The organism is Polynucleobacter alcilacus (assembly GCF_018881545.1).
GTDB lineage: Bacteria > Pseudomonadota > Gammaproteobacteria > Burkholderiales > Burkholderiaceae > Polynucleobacter > Polynucleobacter alcilacus.
Genome location: NZ_JACVQD010000001.1, coordinates 1,429,851 through 1,451,841, shown reverse-complemented (window position 1 = coordinate 1,451,841; position 21,991 = coordinate 1,429,851). Strand labels below are relative to the sequence as shown.

Sequence of the window (21,991 nt, the reverse complement as noted above, 5' to 3'; positions counted from 1 at the left end):
AGATGAGGGAATAAAGGGGGGTTAGTTAGCCCCTTTAAATTGATGCCTAGCTTAAAGCCCCACAGCAGTTCTTGTACTTCTTGCCGCTACCGCAAGTACATGGATCATTACGACCGATCTTTGGTCCCGAACGAACTGGTGCTGGAATAATATCTATCGCAGCTCCGCGGTCACCAGTAGATCCAGCCACTTCTTTATCGGGATCGGCATGTTGATACTGCAGATCAGCCAATTTAGCTAAATCCTCATTCATCGACTCAGAAGCCTGATCTAACTCACTGGCACTCCGAATTTGCACCGTCATGATGCTTTTCACAACATCATTCTTAATCACATTCAGAAGTTCACCATACAACTCAAAAGCTTCGCGACGATATTCTTGCTTTGGATCTTTTTGAGCGTAACCCCGTAAATGGATACCTTGGCGTAAATGATCTAAAGCCGCCAAATGTTCACGCCAGTGGCTATCTAAGCTATAGAGCAGAACCGAGCGCTCAAATCCCGCAAAAGATGCTCGGCCAGATAACTCAACCTTGGTGTCGTATGCATCTTTAGCCGCCTGCATGACTCTATCTACGATCTCAGAGTCTTCAACAGTATCAGCGCTTTCAACCCAATTGCGTAAATCAACAGTAAGGCCCCACTCACTTGCAAGAACATTCTCAAGTCCAACCAAGTCCCACTGCTCTTCCATAGACTCGAGTGGTACATAAATTGAGCAAACAGTGCGGAGTACATCCTCACGGAGATTGGCAATCAAATCGCCTATATCGCTACTCTCAAGAACTTCATTTCTTAAGCGGTAAGTTTCTTTACGCTGATCATTAGCAACGTCGTCATACTCCAACAATTGCTTACGAATATCAAAGTTACGCCCCTCAACCTTGCGCTGAGCAGATTCAATAGAGCGCGTCACCATACCCGCCTCAATAGGTTCACCATCAGGCATCTTCAGGCGCTCCATCACGGCACGCATACGATCACCAGCAAAAATACGTAGCAATGAATCATCTAAAGAAAGATAAAAACGGGAAGATCCTGGATCACCTTGACGACCAGATCTGCCTCTCAACTGATTATCAATCCGGCGGCTCTCGTGGCGTTCTGTGCCAATGATATGAAGACCACCAGCTGTAAGCACCTGTTCATGAATACCCTGCCACTCGTCTTGAAGGGCCTTAATCCTACTTGCTTTTTCAGCATCAGAAAATGCAGCATCAGCCTCAATGTGAGTGGACTGCTTACCTACGTTTCCGCCGAGCACAATATCTGTTCCACGACCAGCCATATTGGTAGCAATCGTGATCATCTTTGGTCGGCCAGCCTGCGCAATGATTTCTGCTTCACGCGCATGCTGTTTTGCATTCAGTACTTGATGCGGTAATTTGCGTTGATCAAGCAAGCTAGAAATTAGCTCCGAATTCTCAATGGATGTTGTTCCCACGAGAACTGGCTGACCACGCGCATAGCAATCTTCAATATCTTTAACTACCGCATCGTATCGTTCGCGTGATGACTTATAAATTTGATCTTGCTTATCTTTTCTTTGGCTAATCCGATTTGGCGGAATAACCACTGTTTCAAGGTTATATATTTCCTTAAATTCGTATGCTTCAGTATCAGCAGTACCCGTCATACCAGCCAACTTACCGTACATACGGAAGTAGTTCTGGAAAGTAATCGTCGCTAAGGTCTGATTCTCATTCTGAATCGGGACCCCCTCTTTAGCCTCTACCGCTTGATGCAAGCCATCAGACCAACGACGCCCTTGCATCAATCGTCCCGTGAACTCATCAACAATGATGACTTCATTATTCTGGACCACGTATTGCTGATCGCGGTTATACAAGGTATGGGCTCGTAATGCAGCATACACATGATGCATTAAGGTAATGTTTTGTGGAGCATATAAAGATGCGCCGTCAGTTAACGCGCCTAACTGCACCAAAATCTCTTCCGCTTTATCGTGCCCTTGCTCAGTCAAATAGACTTGCTGAGACTTCTCGTCTACCCAATAGTCACCCGGTTTCTCAACACCAGTGCCATCGGATTTTTCTTCACCGATTTGGCGCTCTAAGTAAGAAGGCAGTGCATTAATTTTGACGTAGAGCTCAGTATGATCTTCCGCTTGTCCGGAAATAATTAATGGTGTACGTGCTTCGTCTATTAGGATCGAATCTACTTCATCAACAATGGCGTAGGATAAGCCGCGTTGAACACGCTGACCCAAGTCTTGAACCATGTTGTCACGCAAATAATCAAAACCAAACTCATTATTTGTACCGTAAGTAATATCAGCAGCATAGGCTTCTTGTTTGGTAGTGTGGTCCATCTGCGAGAGGTTCACGCCAACCTGCATACCCAAGAAGTTATAAAGTGTTGACATCCACTCAGCATCTCGCTGAGCTAAGTAATCATTTACTGTTACAACATGCACACCCTTAGCACTCAAAGCATTTAAATACACTGGCAGGGTTGCTGTTAAGGTTTTTCCCTCACCAGTGCCCATCTCAGCAATCTTGCCTTGGTGTAAGGCAAAGCCACCCATGATCTGCGCATCAAAGTGACGCATTTTCATAACGCGGACGCTCGCCTCACGAACCACGGCAAATGCTTCAGCTGCGATATCGTCTAAAGACTCTCCCGCTGCAAGGCGTGATTTGAATTCTGCAGTTTTAGCTGCAAGGGCGGCATCATCCAGAGCTTGCAGGTTCGCTTCAAAAGCGGCGACCTTAGCAACGACTTTGCGATACTGCTTTAAGAGGCGGTCGTTACGACTGCCGACCAGGGTTTTAAGAAGACCGATTACCATGGGATATTGAAGAAAATGAAGTCTTTAAGTTTATCACCCGTAGCCCTATTTTTTATGAACTTTCCCCACAAGCCCCCTCCTAAACGCACAGCCCATGATTGGAAGGATTACCTTCAGGAGTCAGATGGTTTGGGGGGCATTTTGGCTAAAACAGAAAACCTGGCCAAACTCAAGACAACCCTCCATTTGGCCTTAGTGGCGCTTGAGCAAGGTCACCTCAGTCCTAAAATTGATGCCGGGTGGCGGTCTGGAGCCCAGGACGAACTTTTTTTACTAGTCGGTAGCGCCAGTATTGGAGCTCGCCTACAACAGATTTTACCCAGTTTAATCAATGAGTTAGCTAAAAATGGCCTATATTGCAAAGCGATTAAAGTACGCGTAAAGCCAGCGCCTCCAGCATGGGAAATCAAACCACGGGATGAGGCCAAAAAGTATGTGGGGCCTAAAGGTTTTAACGAAGTAGCTAAAAAATCATGGCAAGAACTCTTGGAAAAACTAGCCCCAGACTCAGGACTGCGTAAAGCAGTAGAGCGACTTCTGCAAAATAAATCTAAGTAAAGCGGATATTTTTCAGGTCCCTCTAGAAAAAGAGCGGCTGACTTTCTTGAGAATAAGCTTCGGGAGCTTTATTTTCAGCAAAAGAGCTGATTTCATAAGAACTTGGGTCTTCTAAGAGTTTGCGTAAGAGTGCGTTATTGAGGGCGTGACCTGATTTTTCAGCAACATAAGACCCCACAATCGGATGCCCAACTAAATAAAGATCGCCAATCGCATCCAAAATTTTGTGCCGTACGAATTCATCTTCATAACGTAACTCTTCGTTATTTAAGATGCGATGCTCGTCTAAAACAATCGCGTTATCTAAACTACCGCCGCGAGCTAAACCCATCTCCCTCAATGCTTCGACTTCATGAGCAAAACCAAAGGTACGGGCTCGCCCAATTTCACTACGATAGGCATGCTCAGCAAAATCAACCACAAATCGCTGGCCTGTTTTATCTACTGCCGGATGTTTAAAGTCAATGGTGAAATCCAACTTAAACCCAAAGAAAGGTTCAAGTCGAGCAAGCTTGTCGCCATCACGCACTTCCACAGTTTTTTTAATAATCACAAACTCACGTGGTGCATCTTGTTCAATGATGCCTGCAGATTCAATTAAAAATAAGAATGAGGCAGCACTGCCATCCATGATGGGCACTTCTTCACCATCAAGTTCAATCAATAAATTATCTAAACCTAGGCCAGCGCAGGCAGATAGTAAATGCTCAACTGTAGAGACTCGAACGCCATCTTTTTGAATAACTGAGGCGAGTCGGGTATCGCATACAGCCAAAGCAGTTGCCGGGACTACCGACTGCTCTGGTGTATCCACTCGCACAAACTGAACCCCTGAATTTACCGGCGCTGGCTTAATCGATATCGTCACCTTGCGGCCAGAGTGCAAACCAATTCCCACGGTCTTAACCGGAGTGGCAATGGTTCTTTGTTTCATCATAGATGTCTCTAAATTCAGGGGGTATTAGCTAATCAGAATTACAGCTTTTTCAAGATTGAAGCAGCATCGCTCACTTCAAACTTTCCTGGAGCTTCGCGATCTAAAGACTTCACTACACCATCTTCAACAATCATGGCATAACGGTCTGAACGAACTCCTAAACCACGTTCCATCAAATCCAACTCGATGCCCATTTTTTTAGTGAACTCGCCGCTGCCATCACCCATCATACGAATTTTTTTACCTACTTTTTGATCACGGCCCCAAGCGCCCATGACAAAAGGGTCATTAACAGAAACACACCAAATCTCATCAACACCTTTTGCCTTAATAGCATCATAGTGCTCAACATATCCAGGCACATGCTTTGCAGAACAAGTTGGTGTAAATGCACCAGGTACAGCAAATATCACAATCTTTTTGCCAGCAACAAGCTTGTCTACTTCAAAAGCATTTGGTCCTATGGCGCAGCCTTCACTCTCTTCGTTAAAAAATTCGTAAAGGGTGGCGTTTGGTAATTTTTGTCCAACAGCAATCATGACATCTCCAATAAGTAGTTGTTAGTAAGTATGCCAACGCTAGCGCGGGATTCGTCGTCCGGAGGGGCGCCGCGCTGGCATTTCGCAATTACCTATTGTATTAAGCAGTTGATTAATCTGCTTGCTTACGTAAAAAGGCTGGGATCTCATAGTAATCAGCCCCTTTATCCAACATGGTTTTTGCCTGTGGGGAGCTATCTGCACCTAAAGCAGGGGCAGAACTCGCCTCACGGGAGCTACGGAATACCCGTGGCAAATCATATTGGCTGTAATCAACACTAGTACTAGCTGATTTAGTTGCCATTAATGGGCTCGCCGAACCAGTTAAAGCCATCCCTGCGCTGGTGCTTAATGCAGAATCTAAGCCTACCTTGCTCATTGCTGCCGATGCACTAGAAGGAGCAAAGGTATTGAGATCGGCCATCGTTGGCATTGCATCACTGGTGCCAGTAGCTTGTCTCCAAACTACTTCTGGCTGATGATTTTGGCGAGCCTGAGGATTATTCAGACCCGTCGCAACCACAGTTACACGCAATGCATCACCCAAGCTTTCGTCATATACCGTACCGAAGATTACCGTTGCGTCATCGGCAGCGTAACCCCGAATTGCAGCCATGACTTCACGAGTCTCAGATAACTTCAATGAACGATTAGCAGTGATATTTACTAATACGCCACGCGCACCAGACAAATCAACACCTTCGAGTAATGGAGATGCAACTGCCGCTTCAGCAGCCAAGCGTGCACGGTCCATACCAGAAACCGTTGCCGTTCCCATCATGGCTTTACCTTGCTCACCCATCACGGTTTTTACGTCTTCGAAGTCAACGTTGATCAAACCTTGAACATTGATGATTTCTGCAATACCAGAAACTGCGTTATGCAATACATCATCAGCGCATGCAAATGCCTTATCAAACTCGGCATCCTCACCCATGACTTCAAAGAGTTTTTCATTGAGAACCACAATCAATGAATCAACATAAGACTCAAGCTCTGCAGCGCCATTCTCTGCAACCTTCAAGCGCTTTACGCCCTCGAAATCAAATGGCTTACTAATCACGCCTACTGTCAAAATGCCCATCTCTTTTGCTACTTGAGCAACGATTGGGGCTGCGCCTGTTCCTGTGCCACCACCCATACCAGCAGTAATGAATACCATATGCGCACCTTGCAATGTATCTGCAATTCGAGCCCGCGCTTCTTCTGCTGAAGCAGCACCGATTTCTGGTTTCGCACCTGCACCTAATCCGCTAGAGCCTAATTGCAAATTCACAGATGCTTCTGAACGCTGTAAGGCGCCAGCATCGGTGTTCATGCAAATAAACTCTACGCCGTTAACTCCACGACGAATCATGTGCTGGACAGCATTACCACCAGCGCCACCGACACCAACCACTTTAATAATGGTTTTGCCAGCTGTTTCTTGATCTAACATTTCAAATTCCATATACCCTCCTAGGTAAATTACTTACTACTTTGACGACGACAAAAAAATTTAAAAATTTCCTGCAAACCATTCCTTCATACGCGAGATGACACTTTGTAACGCGCCAGATTGAGAAACACGACGACCACGCAATAATTGCGCTTGGCCTTCCATTAACAAACCAATGCTGGTCGCATATCGGGGACTGCGTAAGACTTCATGTAAATGGCCACGGTATTCAGGGGTACCGATACGGGCTGGTCTCAAGAACACCTGCTCGGCTAACTCAACCATGCCTGGCATTAAGGAAGTACCCCCAGTGAGAACAATTCCTGAAGAGACCATGTCTTCGTAGCCCGAATCACGCACCACACCCCTGACTAAGGTGAATAATTCTTCTACGCGCGGCTCAATCACTGCGGCCAGCGCCTGTTTAGACATGGGGCGTGGCTCCCGATCACCCACACCAGGGACATCAATCATGGCGGCTGGATCTGCCATTTCTTGACGTGCAATACCATGGGCAATCTTTAAATCTTCTGCCTCTATGGTTGGCGTTCGTAATGCCATGGCAATGTCATTGGTAATTTGATCGCCTGCAATTGGAATGACGGCGGTATGACGTATAGATCCTTGGCAATAGATGGCGATATCAGTCGTGCCACCACCAATATCCACCAAAACCACTCCCAATTCTTTTTCATCATCGGTTAATACCGCTAAGCTAGAAGCGAGTGGCTGCAAGATCAAGTCGTTTACCTCAAGACCACAACGACGCACACATTTGACGATGTTTTGTGCAGCACTAACAGCACCAGTAACAATGTGCACCTTGACCTCTAAGCGCAAGCCACTCATCCCAATTGGCTCGCGAACATCTTCCTGGCCATCAATAATGAATTCTTGAACAAGGATATGTAATATCTGTTGATCAGTTGGTATGTTGATTGCTTTAGCGGTCTCCAGTACACGCTCAACATCACCTTCCCCTACTTCCTTGTCCCGAATCGCTACCATGCCACTTGAGTTAAAGCTCACAATGTGGTTACCTGCAATTCCTGTAAAGACTTGAACAATCTGGCGATCGGCCATCACTTCAGCCTCTTCAAGCGCTTTCTGAATCGACTGTACAGTTGCCTCGATATTGACAACGACACCTTTCTTCAGCCCCTTAGAGGCAGTTTGTCCCACTCCCACTACATTGAATTGGCCGTCAGGGGCGAGCTCAGCCACCAGGGCCACTACCTTGGACGTGCCAATATCTAAACCCACTAATAGATCGCGATTATCTTTACTCATTCACATTCCTCATTGCTTCAGCTCGCTTTTTTTGCCATCTACTTCATTCTTTTTCAAACTTGCAGAAGCAAGATGAACTGCAAAACCATTTGCATAACGCAGATCGACTGCATCAATTCGATTTGCCCACTTCTCTTGAACTTGTGGCCAGTATTTAAATAAACGGGCAACCCGTTCTTCTGTTAAGTTTTTATCCGAACTCTCTTCGTCGCGACCAAACTCTACTTTCATGCCATTGGAGAGCTTTACATGCCATGCGTAACGCTCAGTCAGCGCCAAACTAGTTACCTCAAGTCCCCAAGGCTTAAACCAATTATTCGCTTTCTCATAAAGGCTCATGACCTCTTTTCCGGCATCATCTGGTCCAGAAAAATCCAGCAACTTTGGGTCATCAACTAGCTCTGAAACACGGCCAGCAAATAGCTCTCCATAGGTGTTCATCAGGGTTTGGCTATCCGATCCATCCCAAGTAGCAAATGGTTTTTGCTCTTCAATATTGACAACTAAGCCGTTAGGCCAAACGCGGCGCACATTGGCATGACGCACCCAAGGCATACTCTCAAAACCCCGTTTGACATCTTCCAAACGAACGCTAAAGAAGTTGCCCTGCACGGTTTCCATCACTTGGCGCTTCACAAGCGATTTATTAATGTGTTTCAGGGTTTGACCTGCTACAGGCTCAACCTGAATTTGTTTCAAACTGAAGACCGGTCTCTGGCTCAACCAAACCAAAATTCCAACTACCAACATCACAGTGAAGCAGCGCATCAAGAAACGACTGACTTTTTGCATCCGCTCTGGATGATTCCAAAGGGGAGACATGATGATGGAAAAGATATCTCCGAACCGATCTAAAAGAGTGTTCATCTAGTAGCGCCCTCTTTTTGCTGCAAGGTTTGGCTCAGCAACCACAGTACCAAATCGGCATAATTCACCCCTGCGGCTTTAGCTGCCATAGGCACCAAAGAATGTGAAGTCATGCCAGGAGAGGTATTCATCTCCAATAAATAGGGTTCGCCCGTTTTCTGATCTAACATCACATCAGCGCGACCCCATGTCCGGCAACCCAATGTCTTGTAGGCTGCTAAAGCCAAATTCTGAACCCGAGCATTTACCTCAGGAGCAAGTCCTGTTGGGCATAAGTACTGCGTCTCATCTGAGAAATACTTATTATGAAAATCGTAGTTTGCTTGTGGAGGAATAATTTTGATGACAGGCAAAGCTTCTGCCGTATCACCTTGACCTACTAGTGGGCAAGTCAACTCATCGCCCACAATGCAAGTTTCAGCAATCACTTTTTTATCTAGACCAGCAGCCAGTTGATAAGCAGCTGGCAATTCATCGACTGATTTCACTTTAGTGAGGCCAAGCGAGGAGCCTTCATGTGCTGGCTTCACAATCAATGGCAGACCTAAATGCTGAACTACCGTATTCCAATCGCTGGTCGCTGTCAGCTCTTCAAATTCAGGGGTCGATAAACCGTTGCTCAACCAGATTTGTTTCGTTGCGATCTTGTCAATTGCTAAAGCAGAGGCTAAAACACCGCTGCCGGTGTATGGCAGATTTAGTAACTCCAATAAACCTTGGATTGTTCCATCCTCACCAAATCGGCCATGCAGCGAAATAAATACGCGATCAAATTTTTCTTTGGCTAATTCAGTAGGGCAGCGCAGGCCAGTGTCAAACCCATGGGCATCAACCCCTTTAGAGCACAAAGCATCTAAAACCCCATTACCGGACAGCAAGGATATTTCTCGCTCCCCTGAACGTCCACCTAATAAAACGCCGACACGTCCTAGCGTCTTCACATTGAGACTAGCTAACTGTGAGTTCACCCGATCGCCCCACAAGCTCATGTTCACCTCTTGCTTAGACATTCTTCGCCTCCACTAATGAATGTGGCAAAGCAGAGATTGATCCCGCGCCCATCGTAATTAAGACATCGCCATCTTTTAATATTTGACCCAATTTTTCAGGCATCTCAGTAACACTGGCTGCAAATGCGACGGCTGCAGGGTCTAAAGATCCCTTTGCGTTTTTATCTTCTGCAAGGGCGGCCTTCATTAAGCTCTTACCATCTGCTCCTGGAATTTTTGCTTCACCCGCTGGATATACCTCAGTTAATACCAAGGCATCAAAGTTTTTGAGGACTTGTACAAACTCACCAAAACAATCACGGGTTCTAGTAAATCGATGGGGCTGGAATGCCAATACCAAACGGCGGTCTGGGTAAGCGCCTCTAGCTGCCTCTAAGGTTGCAGCCATTTCTACAGGGTGGTGGCCATAATCATCAATCAATGTGAAACTGCCACCGGATGCCAGGGCAAGCTCCCCATAGCGCTGGAAACGACGTCCAACACCGCTAAATTTAGACAAGGCTGTTGTAATTGCTTCGTCACTTACACCTAACTCTGTAGCAATGCCAATGGCTGCTAAAGCATTTTGCACATTGTGCAAACCAGGTAAATTCAATGTCACGTCTAGTGGCCCTGGTTTATTACCATGCCTCCGCACTGTGCGTCGATCTACCGTAAAGTGCATCTGCGTGCCATCGGCACGCACATTGCTGGCGCGGATATCTGCATCGTCAGAAAGTCCATAACGTAATACCGGCTGTGAGACGAATGGAATAATGTCGCGTACGTTTGCATCATCAATGCACAACACCGCCACGCCATAAAAGGGCATACGTTGAATAAATTGCACAAATGCCTGTTTCAAACGAGCCATATCATGCTGATACGTATCCATATGATCAGCATCAATATTGGTAACTACTTCCATCGCGGGGAACAGCTGCAAGAAAGAAGCGTCTGACTCGTCAGCCTCAACCACAATAAAGTCGCCCTGCCCTAAGCGGGCATTGGCACCAGCAGAATTGAGCTTGCCACCAATCACAAAGGTGGGATCTAAGCCCCCCTCAGCCAATACGGAAGCCACCAAACTGGTTGTTGTCGTTTTGCCATGAGTTCCAGCAATAGCAATACCCTGTTTTAAGCGCATTAATTCACCCAACATCACTGCGCGCTGAATTACTGGAATCTTTGCTGCGCGAGCGGCAAGCACTTCAGGATTATTTCCAGCAACTGCTGTAGAAATAACAACCGCCTCAGCAGTACCAATATTTTTTGGGTCATGGCCAATATGAATCAATGCGCCCAACTCTTTGAGGCGCTTCGTTACGGGACCTTCAGCCAAATCAGAGCCAGAGACTTGGTAGCCCAGGTTCAAAAGCACCTCGGCAATACCGCTCATGCCTGCGCCACCGATACCGATGAAATGAATTTGCTGAACGATATGCTTCATATGCCTACTCCCGCACAATCAGCGCAAACCTCAGCAACACGCTGAGTTGCATCTGGTTTTGCTAATGCATGCGCACGTAAGGCCATTTCTTTTAGGTCCGCACGACTCAAGTTTTGAATCATTAACGCTAAATCTTGTGGATTGAGATATTGCTGTGGCAAAAGAATTGCTGCATCTGCATCAGATAAAAATTGAGCGTTGGCTGTTTGGTGATCATCAATAGCAAAAGGAAATGGTATTAAGCAAGATGCCACGCCGCAAGCAGCTAACTCAGAAACGGTCATTGCACCAGAGCGACAGATCACTAAATCCGCTTGTGCATACGCTGCTGGCATATCGTCGATGAAAGGACGAATATCAGCAGTAACGCCTGCATCTGCATAACGCTGTTGCAGTTCATCTAAATGCTTATCACCAGCCTGATGGATGATGTGAGGACGAGAGTCTTCGGGAATAAATGCCAAAGCAGCAGGAATATTTTCATTCAACGCTGCAGCCCCTAAACTACCACCTACGACCAAAATAGATAAAGGCCCCTGGCGTTGCTCGTAGCGCAATGCAGGCGCAGGAATATGATCAAACTCTGCGCGAATAGGATTACCTACCCACTCGGCATGTGCCATCGTATTTGGGAAGCCAGTTAATGTGCGCATGGCAATTTTCGCAAGTGCACGATTTGCGCTACCGGCAATAGAATTAGACTCATGTAAAACTAATGGGCGCTTCAATAACTTGGTGACTAATCCACCGGGGAAAGTAATGTAACCGCCCATCCCCAAGACCACAGATGGTTTTATGCGGCGCAGGATCTTCCAGCTTTGAAAGCAAGCACGCATTAAATTAAATGGCAGCATTGCTTTCGCTTTGAGCCCCTTACCACGCAGCCCCCCAAACTCGATTGCCTCAAAGGGAAAATTGCATGACTTCACAAGACGGTATTCCATACCATGTTGGTTGCCTAGCCATGACACATTCCACCCGCAGATTCGCAAATATTCAGCAACGGCAAGACCCGGGAAGATATGCCCACCAGTACCCCCAGCCATCACCAGAATTGAGGGTCTCGTCACAGTTTCCCTCCACGCATCAAGATGCGATTCTCGTAATCAATCCGCAGCAGCATCGCAATCGCAATAGTATTCATTAGAATGCCGGAGCCACCATAACTTACTAGCGGCAAAGTCAATCCTTTGGTTGGTAGCAAACCTAAGTTCACACCCATATTGATAAAGGCTTGCCAGCCGATCCAGATTGCTACGCCTTTAGCGGCAAGACCGGCAAAACTACGGTCTAGTTGCAAAGCAGTACGGCCGATGATGAATGCGCGACGCACGATCCAATAGAACAGGAAGATCATGACGACTACGCCAACAAAGCCAAGCTCTTCACCAATCACCGCCATAATGAAATCGGTATGTGCTTCTGGTAGATAATGCAATTTTTCTACGCTGCCACCAAGCCCCAAACCAAACCACTCGCCACGGCCAAATGCCATTAGAGAATGGGTGAGCTGATATCCCTTGTTTGCTGCGTTATCCACCTGCCAAGGATCCATAAATGCCAGCATGCGGCCACGACGAAATGGAGAGAGCGCAATCATCGTAGCGCCACTCATCAAACCAACCGCTATCAAGCCCCCAAATAATTTCGCGTTGATGCCACCCAAAAACAGAATACCAAAGGCTATTAAGGCAACCACTACGAAGGCGCCCATATCCGGCTCAGCCATTAAGAGGCCGCCAACCAAAGCAACTGCAATGCCCATTGGCAACATGCCCTTCATAAAAGAGTGCAAATACTCTTGGCGCTGCACGGTATAGCTTGCAGCAAAAATAACTGCCGCAAATTTCATTAGCTCAGAAGGCTGAAAGTTCATTAGGCCCAATGGAATCCAACGTTTAGCCCCATTCACGCCCTTACCTATTCCAGGAATGAGCACTGCAATTAATAACAAGACAGTAAATCCGAATATGAGTGGTGAGTAGCGATCCCATATTTTGGTTGGTATCTTGAAAACCCAAATACCTACTCCAACTGCAATCGCCAAAGAAATAACATGGCGAAGTAAGAAAAAGTTACTACTGTAATTAGCGTACTTAGGGCCATCTGCTAAGGTAATTGATGCTGAATACACCATCACCAAACCAATGAGCATGAGGGACAAGACTGCCCATACCAGTAATTGGTCGTATTCCATCATGCGTGATCGAGTTTGTTCAACTCCAGATACTGCATCTCTTAAGCCAGTACGGAAGTTATCAATACCACCTCTAGAGAAATTCCAGAAGCGATCTAAGCCCAAGCGACTATCAGGAAATAGCTTCTCTTTTAAATTCATACTTGAACCCCCTCGCAGCGCATTCCCAATTCCTCAACTTCACTAGCAAATGCCTGTGCGCGGGCAACATAATCCTTGAACTGATCGAAGCTTGCGCAAGCTGGAGAAAGTAAAACTAAATCGCCTGTTTGTGCCTGCTGAGCTGCAGCCTTAACAGCTTCCTCCAGGTTACCGCTTATAGTGCAAGGAACATTCACACCAAGAGTTTGGCCAATAATGGCGGCATCTTTACCAATCAAGAAAACACCTTTAACGAACCGCAAAGCAGGCTCACGTAATGGACTGAAATCTTGGCCCTTGCCATCACCTCCAGCAATCAACCAAATTCTTTTACCTGATTCATTACTACCCAAACCATTTAATGCCGCTACAGTGGCGCCTACATTGGTACCTTTGCTGTCATCGATGTATTCAATATCGTTCACGATTGCAATGCTCTGAACCCGATGTGGCTCGCCATGGTAATCACGGAGTCCATGTAGGAGAGCATTCATTGGTAAGTTAGCAGCCTTTGCCAATGCAAGCGCAGCTAATGCATTCAATGCATTGTGTCGGCCACGTATTCTTAATGCATCGGCTGGGATTAAGCGCTTGAGACGCAATGGCTCAGCTTCGGCAATTACTATAGATTTGCGACGACGCTTTGGTTTTGACTCAACCGCTTCATCCACTTCAGCCCATACTAACCAGTCAATACCGCCCGCGCGCAAATCATGCTCAATACCAAATGCGCCTTGCTCATCTGGCGTACTAGAGCCAAATGTCATAATCGTTTTTTCTTGTTTTTGCTCTTCAGAAAGTAATCCCATCACCAAGGAATCGTCTCTATTCAAAATACAAATTGAATCTGTACCAAATATTTTTGCCTTTGCCTCAGCGTAAGCTTGCATGTCGCCATGCCAATCTAAATGATCTTGGGTGATATTGAGCACGGTTGCTGCTGTTGCATTTAAGGTATGGGTATAGACCAACTGAAAGCTGGATAACTCTAGCACCCAAATATCTGGCATATCCTCAATTTGATCTGCCTCATTAAGACTGCTCATTAATTTCTCTAAAGCAGCGGGGCTAATATTTCCTGCAACAGCCACCTTCTTTCCAGCTCGCTCACATAACTGACCGGTTAAAGCGGTAGTAGTGGTCTTACCATTGGTCCCAGTGACTGCGAGTACTCTAGTTGCATAAGTGGATGCACCCGCTAGAGCCATACGATCGAGAGCAGCAAGGGCACGGGCAAAAAATTCAATCTCACCCCAAACATCAATTCTGGCTTTTCTAGCTTTTACTAAAAAGGATTCAATCGGCTCTTGGATGGGTGATAAGCCCGGGCTAATTCCGATTACCTCTATGTTAGCTAATAGATCATCATTCAATGGGCCAAATTGAATATCTGTCAAACCAGCCGTTCTTAATTCCTCAAGCCAAGCATGTTGCTGCTCAGAGAATTGAGACTGTCCACGAGTATCTGCAAGGCGAACAATGGCGCCATTACGCAAACACCACTTAGCCATGGCAACGCCAGACTCGCCTAGACCCATGATCAAAAAGCGATTTGGGGCCTCATAGCCTATATCGGCCATGAAAGTATTGTTTGCAAAGGTATTTTCTATATTCAGCATATTGACTTTTGGCTCACCGTAATTTCAAGCTAGATAAACCAACCAACACTAATAGGATGGTGATGATCCAGAAACGGACAACCACTTGGGTTTCTTTCCAGCCACCTAATTCAAAATGATGGTGGAGTGGCGCCATGCGGAATATGCGACGGCCCTCACCAAAATATTTTTTTGTTAATTTGAACCAAAGAACTTGCAGCATTACCGAGAGAGTTTCCGCAACAAAGATTCCGCCCATAACAAAGAGCACAATCTCTTGGCGCACAATGACAGCAATGGTTCCAAGTGCACCGCCTAAAGCAAGCGCACCAACATCCCCCATAAATACTTGCGCTGGATGTGTGTTGTACCAAAGAAAAGCAAGTCCCGCTCCACCCATAGCCCCGCAGAAGATCATTAACTCACCAGCACCCGGAATGTAGGGGAACAATAAATACTTTGCATAAATGGCATTACCCATGACATAGGCAAATGCGCCTAATGCGGCCCCTACCAAAATTACGGGCATGATTACCAGCCCATCTAGTCCATCTGTCAAATTGACGGCATTACTACTACCAACAATGACTAAATAACTCAGAATGATGAAGCCCATCATTCCTAAGGGGTAACTCACTTCTTTAATAAAGGGCAGGAGTAAGTTAGTTTTAGCAGGCAGATCCAATGCAAAACCACTCCTTAACCACTCGTAAAAAAGTTGAAGTACCTTTAGATTATTTACCTCAGAAACTGAGAACGCTAAGTAGATGGCAGCAAACAAACCAATTAATGTTTGCCAAAAGAATTTTTCTCTTGAAGCCATTCCCTTTGGATCTTTGCGAGCAACCTTACGATAGTCATCTACCCAACCAATTGCACCAAATCCAAAAGTCACAATCATCACAATCCAAATGAAACGGTTGCTTAAGTCTGCCCACAATATGCATGAAACAAAAATACCAATCAAAATCAGAACTCCACCCATGGTAGGAGTACCAGTCTTTACTAAATGGGTTTGCGGGCCATCAGAACGAACAGCTTGCCCCATCTTCAAGGCAGTCAGTTTACGAATAACCCATGGTCCTGCTGCTAGGCCAATCAGTAACGCAGTTAATGTTGCCATCACCGCTCTAAAAGTGATGTAGTTGAAGACTCGGAAAAACCCAAAATCATCTTGTAGCCATTGCGCCAAAATTAAGAGCATGTTTTAGCCTCCTCCATCAAGGCTTGCACTACACGCTCCATGCGCATAAAACGTGAACCTTTAACCAAAATATTCAAATGCTCATTGCTGCCAGTGGACTGAGCATGTAATGCGTCTCTCAACTGCAAAATCAGACTATCCATATCTGAGAAATGTTTTGCACTAGAGGTGAGTTGCTCCACTTTCTTAGTCTCTTCGAATCCTTCAAGGGCGAATGCACATTGCTCGCCAAGCGCAAATAATTTTGAGATACCTTGCTCAGCAGCATAGGATCCCACTTCCCGATGAAATTCTGGACCTTGATTACCAACTTCACCCATATCACCTAAGACTAACCAGGACATATTGCCCGACTGCTTTAATGCCTCAATTGCAGCCCTGACTGAATCAGGATTAGCGTTATAGCTGTCATCAATTAGGGTGTGATTTGGATCAATTTTTTTGGCTTGCATACGCCCATTTACTGGGGCAAACGCCTCAAGACCTTGCTTGATTTTTTCAAGGCTTACTCCAGCAGCTATAGCAACAGCGCTAGCTGCTAATGCGTTTCGAACATTATGACTACCCAAGGCATTTAATTGAACCTCAACTGAGCCCAACTCGGTTTGGACTTGTACATGGCCATTACTGAGCAGACGACCCGTCACTCCAGCCTGGAGCTCTGATTGTCCAGACAGCAGAGCAAAATCAATGACTTTGCGACCAGCGGCTGCCTGATGCCAGAGGTCTGCAAATTCAGATTCAGCTGGAAAGACGGCAATACCATCCGTAGGTAATGCTTGAATTGCATCAGAATGCTCTTCGGCAACTGCAACCACAGTGGCCATGAACTCTTGATGCTCACGTTGGGCATTGTTAATTAATACAATATTGGCTTGGGCTATGGCGGCTAACTGTGCAGTTTCACCTGGATGATTCATCCCAAGCTCTATTACGGCAAGACGATCGCTTGAACGCAATTTCAAGAGGGTCAGTGGCAAACCAATATCATTATTGAGGTTGCCTTTAGTTACAAGAGTGTGCTCTTCACCAACCGCAGCCTTAAAGATAGAAGCAATCATTTCTTTGACTGTGGTCTTTCCATTACTGCCTGTGACAAGGGCTAATGGGATAGGGTGAGTTGCGCGCCATGCTTTTGCTAATTCACCTAAGCTGATTCTTGTATCTGCTACCCGAATTGCTACAAGATTTTCTGGGCACTTATCTTGATTACTGATGAGCGCCCCCGCAGCACCAGCTCTAGCCACATCAACTAAAAAATCATGCGCATCAAAGCGCTCGCCCGTCAACGCTATAAATAGCTCGCCATCATCAACTTGACGACTGTCTGTACCTACCCGAGTTATCTGTAGTGCTTGTGCATCCTGTATAGAAACGTTAATCATGCTACTTCCAGGTAGCATGGCATGTACTTGGGCTAGCGTTGTCATTGCAGACATTAAGCTATACCCCCTGCAGCTAAAAGAATGTGCTCTTGGTCTGAGAAATCAAACTTCTTGCCCTTAATTTCTTGAGAGGTTTCATGGCCTTTGCCAGCCACTAATACGATATCGCACCCACTAGCATTGCGCACAGCAGCCATAATCGCCGCTGCACGATCAACAATCGTCTGTACGTTCGCCGCCTCTGGGCCTATACCGCTGCGAATCATTTGAATAATTGCCTGCGGATCCTCAGTGCGGGGGTTATCACTAGTGATAATAATTTGGTCGGCATGTTTCTGAGCAACAGCACCCATTTGTGGACGCTTACCAATATCTCGATCACCGCCACAACCAAAAACACACCAAATTTTTCCGCCCCGTTTCTCAGCGATAGGGCGCAGGGCTTGTAATGTCTTTTCTAAAGCATCAGGGGTATGGGCATAATCAACAATAGTCAATACACCATCAGATTTTTGATGCCTACCAACTTGAATTAACTCCATACGACCAATGACTGGACGGAGTTGACTCACCCGTTTACTAGCCTCATCGCAGGTATACCCTTGAGTAAGTAATGCAGTCCACACAGCTAGTGCATTACTTAAATTAAAGTCGCCCAATAAAGGAATATGCAGTGTATTAGCGCCAACTCCCTCATGTGTAAATAATGAGTCGTATCCAAGGCCATTTAAAACGCTATCTTTTGCATAAATACGTTGTAGACAATTGCCAAATTTTTCAAAGCCTTTAAGCACTTCTTGTCTTAGTGTGTATGCCCAAACCTGAATATCACCTTTAGCCAAAAGCTTTGCAGCTAATTCGCGTCCAAATGCATCATCTACATTAATCACAGCATGTTCCAAACCTGCTTGCTGAAATAGCTTGGCTTTTGCTTGTGCGTAGTCAGCCATAGTGCCGTGATAATCCAAATGATCTTGTGTCAGATTGGTAAATACAGCACAATTAAATTGGGTACCTGCTATTCGGTCCTGATCTAAGGCGTGCGAGGATACTTCCATGGCAACTTGCTTGGCACCAGCCTCCAGTAATTCTTTAAGCTGTGTCTGTAATTTAGGTGCATCAGGAGTGGTATAGCCCGTTTGTACCAACGCACCTGGAAAGCCAGTTCCAAGAGTGCCCAGCACTGCTGTTCGATGATTCGGTTCATCTAAAGCTTGGGCCAACCACTGCGTAATGCTAGTCTTGCCATTAGTGCCGGTTACACCGACGATCTTTAATTGACGACTTGGGTAGTCATACCATTTTGCACAGAGATCTCCAGCTATTGCTGCAAGCTGATCAATCGCAATGCACTGTGGATGGTCCAGATATTGAGCACCAGAATCCGCGGGGTCAAAAACCACTGCTGCTGCGCCACTTTCTAATGCTGCTTCAATGAATGGACGTCCGTCGCGCAATACCTTCCCATGACCAACAGGATAGGCAAAAAAGATATCGCCAGCTTGGATCTGGCGACTATCTACACTTACCTTAGCAGCACTTTTCGCTATGGTGTGTAAGTAGTCAATCAAGTGATTGGGTTCTATTTTCAATGCCACACTCATCTTTTCAAAACCACATGCTGAGTCTGTATATTTGCAGTACGAATCTCATCCAGATTCTTGTCTTGCAAAACCATTTGCTTCACTTTGCTATCTGGCAAAACATTCAGGGTGTTTAGTGTTTCACTCACAATGGTTGAGAAGACCGGTGCTGCAACATCGCCGCCATAGTGACTGCCGCCTGTTGGCTCATCAATCATGACTGCCACCACAATTCGAGGGGCGCTAATTGGTGCCAGCCCAGCAAAGTAAGCCCGATACTTATTGCCATAGCCTTTACCAACCAATTTATGAGCTGTACCTGTCTTACCGCCGACCCTAAAGCCTTCAGCCTGCGCCTTGATTGCGGTACCACCAGGCTCAGTAACCGTTTCAAGCATGGTGCGCATTTCAATCGCAGTTTTTGCAGAAAGCACTCTAGTACCGGGTTTGAATTCGGGGCTACGCTCAATGGTAAGGGGTACTAATTCACCATCACGTGCAAATACCGTATAAGCACGCGCCACCTGAAATAGCGATGCGGAAATTCCGTAACCAAACGCAATACGTGCTTGATCAGTTGGCATCCACTTTTTAAATGGGTGCACAGTTCCAGCCACAGCGCCAGGGAATCCTATTTTCGGTGATTGCCCGAAACCAACTGCGGTATAGAAATCCCACATTTCCTCTGCAGAAAGATTATTCATAGCAATTTTTGCAGTGCCGATATTGCTTGATTTCTGAATGACCTGTGCAACAGTCAGACTATCGTACGGATGAGTATCAGTAATCGGCTTGGGGCCGATAAGATATTTAGCACCAATCACCATATTGCTATCTGGCTTAATGGCGCCCTTTTCTAAAGCAATCGCGATAGTGAAAGGTTTCATCGTTGAGCCTGGCTCAAAAGTATCGGTCAACACACGATTACGCAACTGCTCGCCAGTAAGGTATTTACGATCATTCGGGTTGTAGCTTGGATAATTTGCTAGAGCTAAAATCTCGCCAGTTTGCGTATCTAAAACGACAGCGCCACCAGCCTTAGCATGATGCTTCTCAACCGCATCCTTCACTGCGTTGTAAGCCAAATATTGAATCTTGCTATCAATAGAAAGGTTTAAATCTTTACCGTTTTGTGGCAACTGGAGAATAGCCATCTCCTCAACAACACGACCTAAGCGATCAACCACTACACGTCTTTGCCCTGGATGACCAGCAAGCTCATTCTCTCTAGAAAGCTCCATACCCTCTTGACCGCGATCTTCCACATTGGTAAATCCAACGACGTGCGCCATTGCTTCACCTTCTGGGTAGAATCGGCGATATTCATTGTTTAAGCCAATACCGGGGATTTCTAATTGCTTAATTTCCTGAGCAACCGCTGGCTCGACCTGACGCTTTAAGAAAATCTGTTTGCGCTCCTCCTTCAACTTCTTACGCAGTTCAGACTCACTCATTTGCAAAAGACTCGCAAGTTTTTTTACCTTATCGGCTGCCAAATCATCCGGTACCGTATCGTTATAGGCAATAACCGACTTTGCTTCCAAGCTAGTCGCAATGACTTGACCATTGCGATCCAAAATTTTTCCACGGCTTGCAGGTAGCTCTAATTCACGCTGGGTGCCACGAATACCTTTAGCTTCATAGAACGCATTTCCTGGACCCTGAATCCAGAAAGCCCGAATTAAAAGCAACATGAATACGAAAAATAAAAGAAACAGCATTAAGCGCGACCGCCACATTGGCAGACGCAAAACTAAATTTGGCGAGGTAGAAAAACCAACTGGCCTCATTTAGCCTCCTTCAAGTACAAAGTACGCTCAGGAGAAATCGGAGACATATGTAACTGCTTCAGTGCCACATCCCGAATACGTGCTGACTTCGATAAATTGCGTTGCTCATATTCCAGGCGAAGCCAATCTTGATTTAATTTACGCTCTTCAATCTGAGCTCGCTCTTGGGCAATAAATAATTTACGCGCACGCTGCTGCGCCGCTACCAAAGATAAAGCGCAGATGAGGAGCAAGGCAAGTAAGGTCAAGGTCGCACGATTCATGCCAGAGACCCCATACGCTTTTCTGCTATCCGCATAATTGCCGAACGGGCGCGCGGGTTTTCTAACACTTCAACGTCGCTTGGCTTAACACGTCCTATAATTTCTAGAACGCTTTGCGGTAAATCTTTTTCGCGTACCGGTAAGCCACGCGGTACCACTACTTTTGCATGGGCTTGCAAAAATTGCTTTACGATGCGATCTTCCAGAGAGTGAAAGCTAATGACTGCAAGTCTTGCGCCAGGCTTTAATAAATGTAGCGCTGCTTTTAAGCCCAGTTCCAAATCTTCTAACTCGCGATTGATAAAAATACGTAATGCCTGGAAAGTTCTAGTAGCTGGATCTTGACCAGCCTCGCGGGTTCGAACTACGCTTGCAACCAAACTGGCGAGTTGGGTTGTCGTTTTTGGAGACAAACCCTCTTCTCGCTTTGCCACAATGGCTTTAGCGATTTGAAATGCAAAACGCTCTTCTCCGTAAGTCTTAATCACGTGCGTGATCTCCTCCTGCGGTGCTTGCTCCATCCATTCTGCTACAGTCAAACCGTGCTTGGTATTCATTCGCATATCGAGTGGACCTTCGCGACGAAAAGAAAAACCTCGATGTGCCTCGTCCACTTGCGGTGAACTGATTCCTAAATCCAACAAAATTCCATCGACAGATTCCGCTTCTGCATACTGATCCATCTGCGCAAAACTGTCGTGCACGATCGTTAAGCGGGGATCGTTGATCTTCTCTGCTACGGCAATCGCGTCCAAATCTTTGTCGAACGCCATCATCCGCGCGGAAGAAGAAAGTTGCTTGAGTAATGCTTGCGTATGACCGCCGCGACCAAAGGTTCCGTCGATCACTAAAATATTTTTTGCTGTGTCTTGCTTCTGAATGAGCGGACCACTGATTAGCGCCGTCACCGCCTCGGCCAGTAACACTGGGCGATGAGTTATGTTCATGGC

The 21,991-nt window shown here is 46.1% G+C and carries 18 protein-coding genes; 1 reads left to right on the top strand and 17 read right to left on the bottom strand.

The window, feature by feature from the left end:
* Positions 1-46 precede the first annotated feature (46 nt).
* A complete protein-coding gene (secA, locus tag ICN45_RS07475) occupies positions 47-2,812 on the bottom strand; it encodes a preprotein translocase subunit SecA (RefSeq protein ID WP_216174980.1) in 2,766 nt (921 codons plus the stop codon).
* A 54-nt stretch (positions 2,813-2,866) separates the two neighbouring features.
* Here secA and ICN45_RS07470 point away from each other — a divergent pair, with 54 nt between their 5' ends.
* A complete protein-coding gene (locus ICN45_RS07470; RefSeq protein ID WP_216174978.1) occupies positions 2,867-3,370 on the top strand; it encodes a hypothetical protein in 504 nt (167 codons plus the stop codon).
* A gap of 22 nt (positions 3,371-3,392) precedes the next feature.
* Here the strand turns inward: ICN45_RS07470 and lpxC are convergent, their stop codons facing one another.
* From lpxC to rsmH, 16 genes are all read right to left on the bottom strand, one after another.
* On the bottom strand, positions 3,393-4,307 hold the full coding sequence (lpxC, locus tag ICN45_RS07465) for a UDP-3-O-acyl-N-acetylglucosamine deacetylase (RefSeq protein ID WP_216174976.1): 915 nt from the start codon (positions 4,305-4,307) through the stop codon (positions 3,393-3,395).
* A 38-nt stretch (positions 4,308-4,345) separates the two neighbouring features.
* Entirely contained in the window at positions 4,346-4,846 is a 501-nt protein-coding gene (locus ICN45_RS07460) for a peroxiredoxin (RefSeq protein WP_216174974.1), read from the bottom strand.
* Positions 4,847-4,958: 112 nt separating this feature from the next.
* Positions 4,959-6,296: a cell division protein FtsZ gene (ftsZ, locus tag ICN45_RS07455; protein WP_216174972.1), complete on the bottom strand. Its 1,338-nt coding sequence runs from the start codon at positions 6,294-6,296 to the stop codon at positions 4,959-4,961.
* 48 nt (positions 6,297-6,344) lie between these two features.
* Positions 6,345-7,574, bottom strand: a complete 1,230-nt coding sequence (ftsA, locus tag ICN45_RS07450) for a cell division protein FtsA (RefSeq protein WP_216174970.1) — start codon at positions 7,572-7,574, stop codon at positions 6,345-6,347.
* 9 nt (positions 7,575-7,583) lie between these two features.
* Complete coding sequence (locus ICN45_RS07445) at positions 7,584-8,441, bottom strand: cell division protein FtsQ/DivIB (RefSeq protein ID WP_216174968.1); 858 nt, start codon at positions 8,439-8,441, stop codon at positions 7,584-7,586.
* Positions 8,438-9,451 (bottom strand): D-alanine--D-alanine ligase, encoded by a 1,014-nt coding sequence (locus ICN45_RS07440; protein WP_216174966.1) that lies wholly within the window; start codon positions 9,449-9,451, stop codon positions 8,438-8,440. Before ICN45_RS07440 ends, ICN45_RS07445 begins: the two co-directional genes overlap by 4 nt.
* A complete protein-coding gene (gene murC, locus ICN45_RS07435) occupies positions 9,444-10,880 on the bottom strand; it encodes a UDP-N-acetylmuramate--L-alanine ligase (RefSeq protein ID WP_216174965.1) in 1,437 nt (478 codons plus the stop codon). The genes ICN45_RS07440 and murC overlap by 8 nt, the downstream gene beginning before the upstream one ends.
* Positions 10,877-11,950 (bottom strand): undecaprenyldiphospho-muramoylpentapeptide beta-N-acetylglucosaminyltransferase, encoded by a 1,074-nt coding sequence (murG, locus tag ICN45_RS07430; protein ID WP_216174963.1) that lies wholly within the window; start codon positions 11,948-11,950, stop codon positions 10,877-10,879. Before murG ends, murC begins: the two co-directional genes overlap by 4 nt.
* The gene (gene ftsW, locus ICN45_RS07425) at positions 11,947-13,218 is read right to left on the bottom strand and encodes a putative lipid II flippase FtsW (protein WP_216174961.1); all 1,272 of its coding nucleotides are present in this window, start codon (positions 13,216-13,218) and stop codon (positions 11,947-11,949) included. Before ftsW ends, murG begins: the two co-directional genes overlap by 4 nt.
* Complete coding sequence (gene murD / locus ICN45_RS07420) at positions 13,215-14,798, bottom strand: UDP-N-acetylmuramoyl-L-alanine--D-glutamate ligase (protein ID WP_255531167.1); 1,584 nt, start codon at positions 14,796-14,798, stop codon at positions 13,215-13,217. The genes ftsW and murD overlap by 4 nt, the downstream gene beginning before the upstream one ends.
* 52 nt (positions 14,799-14,850) lie before the next feature.
* Positions 14,851-16,020, bottom strand: a complete 1,170-nt coding sequence (gene mraY / locus ICN45_RS07415; RefSeq protein WP_216174957.1) for a phospho-N-acetylmuramoyl-pentapeptide-transferase — start codon at positions 16,018-16,020, stop codon at positions 14,851-14,853.
* The gene (locus ICN45_RS07410) at positions 16,011-17,459 is read right to left on the bottom strand and encodes a UDP-N-acetylmuramoyl-tripeptide--D-alanyl-D-alanine ligase (protein WP_216174955.1); all 1,449 of its coding nucleotides are present in this window, start codon (positions 17,457-17,459) and stop codon (positions 16,011-16,013) included. The genes mraY and ICN45_RS07410 overlap by 10 nt, the downstream gene beginning before the upstream one ends.
* Positions 17,459-19,009: a UDP-N-acetylmuramoyl-L-alanyl-D-glutamate--2,6-diaminopimelate ligase gene (locus ICN45_RS07405; protein ID WP_216174953.1), complete on the bottom strand. Its 1,551-nt coding sequence runs from the start codon at positions 19,007-19,009 to the stop codon at positions 17,459-17,461. Before ICN45_RS07405 ends, ICN45_RS07410 begins: the two co-directional genes overlap by 1 nt.
* Positions 19,006-20,778 carry a peptidoglycan D,D-transpeptidase FtsI family protein gene (locus tag ICN45_RS07400; protein WP_216174951.1) on the bottom strand — a complete coding sequence of 591 codons (1,773 nt, stop codon included), beginning with the start codon at positions 20,776-20,778 and terminating at the stop codon, positions 19,006-19,008. The genes ICN45_RS07405 and ICN45_RS07400 overlap by 4 nt, the downstream gene beginning before the upstream one ends.
* Complete coding sequence (ftsL, locus tag ICN45_RS07395) at positions 20,775-21,041, bottom strand: cell division protein FtsL (RefSeq protein WP_216174949.1); 267 nt, start codon at positions 21,039-21,041, stop codon at positions 20,775-20,777. The genes ICN45_RS07400 and ftsL overlap by 4 nt, the downstream gene beginning before the upstream one ends.
* Positions 21,038-21,988 carry a 16S rRNA (cytosine(1402)-N(4))-methyltransferase RsmH gene (rsmH, locus tag ICN45_RS07390; RefSeq protein WP_216174947.1) on the bottom strand — a complete coding sequence of 317 codons (951 nt, stop codon included), beginning with the start codon at positions 21,986-21,988 and terminating at the stop codon, positions 21,038-21,040. The genes ftsL and rsmH overlap by 4 nt, the downstream gene beginning before the upstream one ends.
* Positions 21,989-21,991 lie beyond the last annotated feature (3 nt).

Bases quoted from the DNA above. Each gene is read 5' to 3' on its own strand.
- secA (WP_216174980.1), bottom strand. From the start codon at position 2,812: ATGGTAATCGGTCTTCTTAAAACCCTGGTCGGCAGTCGTAACGACCGC.
- ICN45_RS07470 (WP_216174978.1), top strand. From the start codon at position 2,867: ATGAACTTTCCCCACAAGCCCCCTCCTAAACGCACAGCCCATGATTGG.
- lpxC (WP_216174976.1), bottom strand. From the start codon at position 4,307: ATGATGAAACAAAGAACCATTGCCACTCCGGTTAAGACCGTGGGAATT.
- ICN45_RS07460 (WP_216174974.1), bottom strand. From the start codon at position 4,846: ATGATTGCTGTTGGACAAAAATTACCAAACGCCACCCTTTACGAATTT.
- ftsZ (WP_216174972.1), bottom strand. From the start codon at position 6,296: ATGGAATTTGAAATGTTAGATCAAGAAACAGCTGGCAAAACCATTATT.
- ftsA (WP_216174970.1), bottom strand. From the start codon at position 7,574: ATGAGTAAAGATAATCGCGATCTATTAGTGGGTTTAGATATTGGCACG.
- ICN45_RS07445 (WP_216174968.1), bottom strand. From the start codon at position 8,441: ATGAACACTCTTTTAGATCGGTTCGGAGATATCTTTTCCATCATCATG.
- ICN45_RS07440 (WP_216174966.1), bottom strand. From the start codon at position 9,451: ATGTCTAAGCAAGAGGTGAACATGAGCTTGTGGGGCGATCGGGTGAAC.
- murC (WP_216174965.1), bottom strand. From the start codon at position 10,880: ATGAAGCATATCGTTCAGCAAATTCATTTCATCGGTATCGGTGGCGCA.
- ftsW (WP_216174961.1), bottom strand. From the start codon at position 13,218: ATGAATTTAAAAGAGAAGCTATTTCCTGATAGTCGCTTGGGCTTAGAT.
- murD (WP_255531167.1), bottom strand. From the start codon at position 14,798: ATGGCCGATATAGGCTATGAGGCCCCAAATCGCTTTTTGATCATGGGT.
- mraY (WP_216174957.1), bottom strand. From the start codon at position 16,020: ATGCTCTTAATTTTGGCGCAATGGCTACAAGATGATTTTGGGTTTTTC.
- ICN45_RS07410 (WP_216174955.1), bottom strand. From the start codon at position 17,459: ATGTCTGCAATGACAACGCTAGCCCAAGTACATGCCATGCTACCTGGA.
- ICN45_RS07405 (WP_216174953.1), bottom strand. From the start codon at position 19,009: ATGAGTGTGGCATTGAAAATAGAACCCAATCACTTGATTGACTACTTA.
- ICN45_RS07400 (WP_216174951.1), bottom strand. From the start codon at position 20,778: ATGAGGCCAGTTGGTTTTTCTACCTCGCCAAATTTAGTTTTGCGTCTG.
- ftsL (WP_216174949.1), bottom strand. From the start codon at position 21,041: ATGAATCGTGCGACCTTGACCTTACTTGCCTTGCTCCTCATCTGCGCT.
- rsmH (WP_216174947.1), bottom strand. From the start codon at position 21,988: ATGAACATAACTCATCGCCCAGTGTTACTGGCCGAGGCGGTGACGGCG.